The sequence below is a fragment of the Anaerobiospirillum succiniciproducens DSM 6400 genome (assembly GCF_000482845.1).
GTDB lineage: Bacteria > Pseudomonadota > Gammaproteobacteria > Enterobacterales > Succinivibrionaceae > Anaerobiospirillum > Anaerobiospirillum succiniciproducens.
The window spans coordinates 1-7,442 of sequence record NZ_AXWV01000108.1; the positions used below are offsets into that span (position 1 = coordinate 1).

At 42.9% G+C, this 7,442-nt stretch carries 4 protein-coding genes; all 4 read left to right on the plus strand.

Features of this window, described 5'->3' with window-relative positions; all coding sequences use genetic code 11:
- On the plus strand, nucleotides 1-1,638 hold a 1,638-nt coding region (locus H524_RS0111395), incomplete at its 5' end, for a DnaA ATPase domain-containing protein (RefSeq protein WP_027940294.1).
- A gap of 401 nt (nucleotides 1,639-2,039) precedes the next feature.
- On the plus strand, nucleotides 2,040-3,200 hold the full coding sequence (dnaN, locus tag H524_RS0111400; RefSeq protein WP_027940295.1) for a DNA polymerase III subunit beta: 1,161 nt from the start codon (nucleotides 2,040-2,042) through the stop codon (nucleotides 3,198-3,200).
- A gap of 146 nt (nucleotides 3,201-3,346) precedes the next feature.
- A complete protein-coding gene (gene recF, locus H524_RS16795; protein ID WP_027940296.1) occupies nucleotides 3,347-4,792 on the plus strand; it encodes a DNA replication/repair protein RecF in 1,446 nt (481 codons plus the stop codon).
- Between the two features lie 54 nt (nucleotides 4,793-4,846).
- On the plus strand, nucleotides 4,847-7,279 hold the full coding sequence (gene gyrB / locus H524_RS0111410; RefSeq protein ID WP_027940297.1) for a DNA topoisomerase (ATP-hydrolyzing) subunit B: 2,433 nt from the start codon (nucleotides 4,847-4,849) through the stop codon (nucleotides 7,277-7,279).
- The last annotated feature ends 163 nt before the right edge of the window (nucleotides 7,280-7,442 follow it).

Sequence of the window (7,442 nt, forward strand, 5' to 3'; positions counted from 1 at the left end):
GCAATGCCATCAGCTCAGGCTATTCCTGTAGCTCAGGCAATGCCATTAGAGCACTGTGATCCTGCAGTTATGGCCATGCCATCAGCTCAGAGCATGTTAGCATCATCAGCTGTAGCTCCTAGCGCTCCTGTAGATCCAATGGTTCAAGGTAGTGTATGCGCTGCTAATGTCTCTCATATGCAAGGATATGAGTCAAATCATGCTTACGGCAATGATTGCGATCTTTATGATGAAGAGCCTCGCAATAAGCGTCGTGCATTAACTGCTCAAGATATCTATGCAGCCGAGTATGCGCAAAATGTAGATCTGTATGCTCAGCTTACTGGGGTGCCAAACGCTGCCTTTAATCAGGTCAATGGCATGTTAGAGCCTCAAATGCCTTATGCAGCTGCTAATAACCTCAATGAGCGTGAGTTTACTGATTTTGATCGTTTCATGGCTCAAACTCATAGCAATGGTGCATTCCCTAAGAATGCCTATGAGATTCTGCCTGAAATCGATCTGCCAACTACAGGTAAGCGTAAGCAAAACAATGTAGCTTCTACTCAAAAAGATGAGCCAATCATTTGCCCATCTGTAGCAACAAATCCTGAGTACACCTTTAACTCTTTTGTTTGCGACAAGAAGAATGCTACTGTGCTCAATAGCGTACGTGCTATTGCAAATAATCCAGGCAACCCAGCTCATAATCCACTGTATATCTACGGTGACTCTGGCGCAGGTAAGACTCACTTACTCAATGCCATTGTTAATGAGATGAAGGCTTTAGGCATGCCTGAAAATCAGATTGGTTATATTCGTACTAAGGACTTCATTCGTCATTACGTATCAACTATTTCTGATCTGCAGAAGAACCGCTTTAATAATCAGCAGGTTTACTTCCACAAGAGCTTCTTAGACAAGCGTGTGTTGGTATTTGATGATCTTCAGGAGTTTAAGAGTGCTACTAAGAGCCGTGAAGTGTTCTATGGTGTCATCTCAGCATTCTTAGATAGACCAGGCAGCCAGCTCATCTTATGTGCCAATGTGCCTCCAGCTCAGCTGCAGAATTTTGGTTTTGATGATCACCTTATGTCACTGTTACATAGTGGTCTATGCCTTGAGGTAAAAGCCCCATCAGCTTCAACCCGTCGCTTGATGCTTGATGCAAGATGTGAGCATTTGCATTTAACCATGGAGAACAATGTTAAAGACTACATTGTTTCAAAGGTTTCATCAGACGTACGTGAGTTAGATGGTGTCTTAAAGACCTTGTTATCGCTGCAGTGTAATTCTGGTGTGATCACTATGAATGAAGCTGTAAGATGCATGTCTCGATTCACTTGCAAAGATAGACAGTCCCTTAGCATGTCAGATGTTATGGATATTGCAGCTAAAGAGCTCAATGTGACTGTTAAAGATATCTTGTCATCTCGCAAGAAGAAGCCAGTATCAATGGCCCGTTCCCTTGCTATGACAGTGATTCGTGAAGTCTTTGAAGGCAAGTACTCACTAAACGACATTGGTCGTGCCTTTAACAAGGATCACTCCTCTGTACATGAGGCAGTAAGCCGTACTAAGAAGCGCATCATCAGCGATACCTTTATGCACGAAAAGTATCGCAACATCATGCAAGTAGTTAAAAAGCAGCTTGCATAAGCATACGCACCTCGTACTTAAGGCATTTGAGGATGATGGTTCTTATGCAACAGTGGATATATGTGTTTAGTGCTGTTTAGCGTTCTGATGTGCAATGGATTATGTTTTTATTGACTCCATAAGAAATGTCTAAACGGTTATAGAGGTGGCGTATATCGCGAAAAGCTGATATATTTCAGCTTCTTTGATTAAAAGATCACTTTGCCAAGATGTATTTTTGGCATAAGGTATAATATGCACGAACCATGGCGAGACACTGTATGTGAAATAGCCATGAGTGCTTTTGTGATTGGTTTAGCGACAGAAGAGCTAAGCTACTCAGAATTTAAAGCTCAAGCTTAAGTAATCTTAAGCTTATACACGTTTTACGTTGAGACGTAAGTTTCAGCTTTGGTGACATCATGAAATTTACCGTACCTGTACAATCAATTATTGGCCCAATTACTACTGTTGCCAATATTTGCACCTCCAATTCATCTAATCCAGATGACCTGTCTCAGTATGTATTAGTTGAAGTTAGAAAGGATGCCCTTACTTTAAGCGGTACTGACAATACTGTTCAAATCAGTGCTGTTGTTCCTTTTGCTGATGGCGCATGTGAAAGTGAAGGTACTTTCTTAATGTCATCAGACAAGGCTGCTAACTTCTTTAAGAGCTTAGGTTCTAAAGATGATGTGTCTTTAGAGCTCGATGAGAATGATGAGCTTTTAAACATCGAGTCAGATCGTGCAACTTACTCTATGCGTGTTCGTCTTATGGCTGAGAACGTTAAATTCCCATCTTTTAAGATGAGTGAAGAGCAGAATGTTCGTCAGTTCACTGTAGAAGAGCACAAGCTGCGCTTCATGCTTGAAAAGTCAGTTTTCTGCGTATCACGTGAAGAGTACCGCGACTACCTCAAGGGTGTTCGTTTTGAAGTACGTGGCAATGAGTTCACAATCTTTGCTTTAGACGGCCACCGTATGGCAGTGTTAGATACTCAGCTTGCTGAAGAAGCTTCAGAAGATATTGCATTCTCAATGACCCTGCGTGGCGTAACTGAGATGCAAAAGCTCTTATCTAACTCACCAGATCGCCCATTAACCTTAAGTGTCAGTGAGAACTTTGTTGCTACCAAGATTGGTATGTTCAGCATTGCAAGCCGCATCTTAAAGTGCAAGTTCCCTAATGTACGCGGTATTCTGCCATCAAAGTGCTCACCAGAATTACCAGTAGATCTTGATTCATTAAAGACCTACGTTAAGCGTGTATCTCTGTTCTCTAATAAGCGCATGAATCTCATTAACATGTGCTTCACTTATAACAACTTAGATATTCGTTCACAAAACGCCGATCATGAAATTGGTGCTGCTCGTTTACCTATTAATTACCAGGATGAAAAGGGCAACCGCGATATCAACTTAAATGCTGATTTCGTTAAGGACTTCTTAAACGCAATCGAAACCCCTCAGGTTGTTTTCTGCTTTGCGCCTCCTTACACCAATACCATGCTGCGTCCTAACATTGAAATCAATGAGTTAGGCATCAGAGTGCGTTACTTAGTAAGCCATATTTCAGTCTAATAGCTAATGCTATAAGACAAAATGCAACAGGCTCCTGTATGCTTCGTTACCTAATAAACGAGTGCATGCAGGGGCCTGATCTCATTAAGGATGATGTAAAACAAGCTCATCGCCGCACTTAGACGCTATTTACAGAGAAATCACGGATGTATATCAAACGTCTTATCATTAACGACTTTCGTAATATGGACTACGCAGAGATAGATCCTTGTCAGGGCTTTAACTTCTTATGTGGTCCTAACGGTAGTGGCAAGACTTCTGTGATTGAGGCAATTCACTATCTGTCATTAGCTCGTTCTTTTAGAACCTCGTCTTATCAGTACCTGATTAAACAGGGGCGTCCATGCTTTAACATCTTTGCTTTAGTACAAGAAGATGAAGAGGGAGTAGACACCACCATAGGAATGTCTCGAAGTCGCGGAGAAAACGCGGTGATTAAGATCAATTCTGATCAGGTCTCGCGCATGATCGATCTTATCGATCTTATCTGTGTACAGATTATTCATCCGCAAGGTGTTGAGCTGATTACTAAAGAGGCAGAGGGGCGACGTAGTTTCATCGACTGGGGTGTGTACTACACAGATCCTGAGTTTAAGAACTTATGGCTGCAGTACCGTAAAATTCTCAAGCAAAGAAACTCTCTTCTGCGCAAGGAAATGCTTAAGCGTAAGGGCGTATCGCGTACCTTAGCAGATATGGACTTTAATGCCTTTGACCCATATCAAGCAAATCAGATTAGTAATGTACAAGGCCAATCATCTCAATTAGGTAGTCTTTCAGGTCGTCCTTTAAATGACATGTTGCCTGTAGGTCAAGGCAACTCAAATATACATGAGCAAGACTTAACTGAGCAGTATCATGAATCAAGTGAAGATGATGTTTTGCACGATGATTTAGACATGCAAGCACTATCTCAAGGGGCTCAATTAGGTGTTGCTAAAAGCGCAAATAACGCCCATGAAGGGCTTATACAGGCTGTTCCAGGTGGCTTTTTTGCATCAAATCATAATGCATTTGATGAGGTTACTCTCTGGGATGAACAGCTTGCGCTTTTGTGTGAACAAATCACTGAAAAACGAGTGGAATATTTGAGTCGACTGCAGGTAATTTTGCAGGAAATCATAGGTCGATTTTTGCCTAATTTTAAGATCAAATTTGAGTTAAATCCGGGGTGGGAAAAAGGCTTAAATCTAAGGTCTGTACTGGCTCAAAACCTTGAAAAAGACAAGGCTTTAGGCTATACTTTTTACGGTTGTCACAGGGCTGATCTTAAGATCAAAAATAACACTGTTTCAGCAGGTGCAACTCTGTCTCGAGGACAGTTAAAAATGCTAGTTTACGCTTTGCGTTTAGCTCAGGGAATGTTGCTAAAAGAGCATAGCAATCGATCATGCATTTATCTCATCGACGATCTCAACTCTGAGTTAGATGACAATTCACAAAGAGAGTTGCTGAATACACTGCTACAGTGCCGACATCAAGTATTCATAAGCAACATCCGCCAAGAACTCCTCCTCCCTAAAGATAGATCTGACTATAAGGTGTTTACCTTAGATAGGGGTATGGTGTCGTTAGCCGCATCAGATAACTGATGTGCCTTGTCCCATAGTTCAGCGGGTATTTATGCGCTAAAGAAAGAGGTCAAAATGTCTGAACAAGACGTGCAAGACAATTACGGTGGTAACAGCATTAAAGTGCTGCATGGTCTAGAGGCTGTAAGAAAGCGTCCAGGCATGTATATCGGCGATACCGATGACGGCTCCGGCTTACACCATATGGTGTTTGAGGCCGTAGATAACTCAATTGATGAGGCTTTAGCTGGCTACTGTGATCAGGTTCTTGTAACTATCCATAAGGATGGTTCCGTATCCGTAAAGGATAATGGTCGTGGTATCCCTGTAGACATTCACCCAGAAGAAGGCGTATCTGCTGCAGAAGTTGTAATGACTGTGCTGCATGCCGGTGGTAAGTTTGATTCAAACTCCTACAAGGTATCTGGCGGTCTTCACGGTGTAGGTATCTCTGTTGTTAATGCTCTATCAGATCGTCTCGAATTGACTATTCGTAGACAGGGCAAGATTTGGCATCAAGTCTACTTAAACGGTGGTGTACCTGAAGCTCCTTTAGGTGCTATTGGCGATGCAGAAGACACTGGTACTTGCGTACGTTTCTGGCCAAGCCCTGAAATCTTCTCGATTACCACTTTTGAGTACAAGATACTTGAGAAGCGTCTACGTGAGCTTGCTTTCTTAAACAGCGGCATCAAGATTATTCTTACTGATGAGCGCGTTGAAGGTAAGACCCACACTTTCTACCATGAGGGTGGTATTCTCGAGTTCGTTGATTACCTTAACAAGGGTAAGAACGTTCTTAACAAGAAGATTTTCCATTGCAAGTCAGTTAACAAGGACAATATCCAGGTTGAAATTGCTATGCAGTGGACTGATGCTTATAACGAGAGCATCTTCTGCTTTACCAATAACGTTCCTCAAAAGGACGGTGGTACCCATTTAATGGGCTTTAAGCGTACTTTAACCCGTACCTTAAACAACTTCTTAGAGCAGTCAGGTCTTCTTAAGAAACACAAGGTAAGCACTTCAGGTGATGACTCACGTGAGGGCTTAACTGCTGTTATCTCTGTTAAGATGCCTGATCCAAAGTTCTCCTCACAGACTAAAGATAAGCTTGTTAGCTCTGAAGCAGCCAATGCTGTTGATGCTGCTATGGGAGATAGCTTTAACGATTTCCTTGAAGAAAACCCATCTGATGCAGAGATTATCTGCATGAAGATCATCGAGTCAGCTCGTGTACGTGAAGCTATGCGTAAGGCTCGTGATTTAAACCGTAAGAAGGGTGGCTTAGATATCAACTCACTGCCAGATAAGTTAGCAGGTTGCCGTGAGAAGAACCCAGAGGTTTGCGAGTTATTCTTGGTAGAGGGTGACTCTGCAGGTGGTTCTGCTAAAGGTGGTCGTGATTCTAAGTTCCAGGCTATTCTGCCGCTGCGCGGTAAGATTCTGAACGTAGAAAAGGCACGCTTTGACCGCATGATTCAGTCTCAGCAGATCGGTACCTTGATTACTGCTTTAGGCTGTGGTGTGGGCAAGGATGAATACGATCCAGAGAAGTTCCGTTATCACAACGTTATCATCATGACTGATGCTGACGTGGACGGTGCTCACATTCGTATTCTGCTTCTGACTTTCTTCTATCGTCAGATGCCTGAGCTCATTGAGCGTGGCTATGTATACATCGCTCAGCCTCCACTTTACCGTTATCAAAAGGGTAAGCAGACTGTTTATGTGCAGTCTGATAAGGAAGCTTTGCAGTACCGTACATCTTTAGCTTTAGATAACGCAAGCTTACACGTTAACGCTGATGCTGCTCCATTATCTGGCACTGCCCTTGAGAGCCTTTTTGCTGATTACAACAAGGTTATGACTGCGCTGCCTAAGATGTCTAGCAAGATCCAAAAGGATATCTTGCTGCAGCTTATGTACTACCCAGCTCTGAGCAAAGAAGACATGCACTCTCAAGAGAGCATGACTGCTTGGACTGATGGTTTCATTAAGAAGTTACCATCTATCCCATCCGAGGGTCTGCACTTCAAGGGTACAGTTAAGTTTGATGAGATTGCTAACTGCTACTATCCAGTAATCATTCACCACATTCATGGTATGGATTACGAGTATCACTTAGATAGCTCATTCTTTGATTCTGCTGATTATGCTTTACTCAAGAACATGAACCGTAAGGTTTGCGACCTCATTGAAGACGGTGCATTTGTTCGTTCAGGCAGCAAGGAAATCAAGGTAGCTAACTTCCATGAGGCCTATGAGACCTTAATGAAGGAAGGCTTTAGTGGCGTTAAGATTCAGCGCTACAAAGGTCTAGGTGAAATGAGTGCTGAGCAGCTTTCTGAGACCACCATGTCTCCAGACTCTCGTACTCTGTTAAAGGTTAGCATCGCTGACGCTATCGAGGCTGACAGTCTCTTAACCAAGCTGATGGGTGAAGAGGTAGAGGAGCGTCGTAACTTCATTGCTGATAATGCTGAACGCGCCGTCCTCGATATCTAACCAATACAATTAACACATCTACCGCCAGTGCTACAGCCTGGCAGGGACACACAAAAAGGCAGCCTCGGCTGCCTTTTTTGTTGCTCAGTCCAAATGTTCCACGTGGAACACTCCTCACCAAAATCATCCCAAAACGCTGTGGGAAAAAGTTAACGGCTCACGT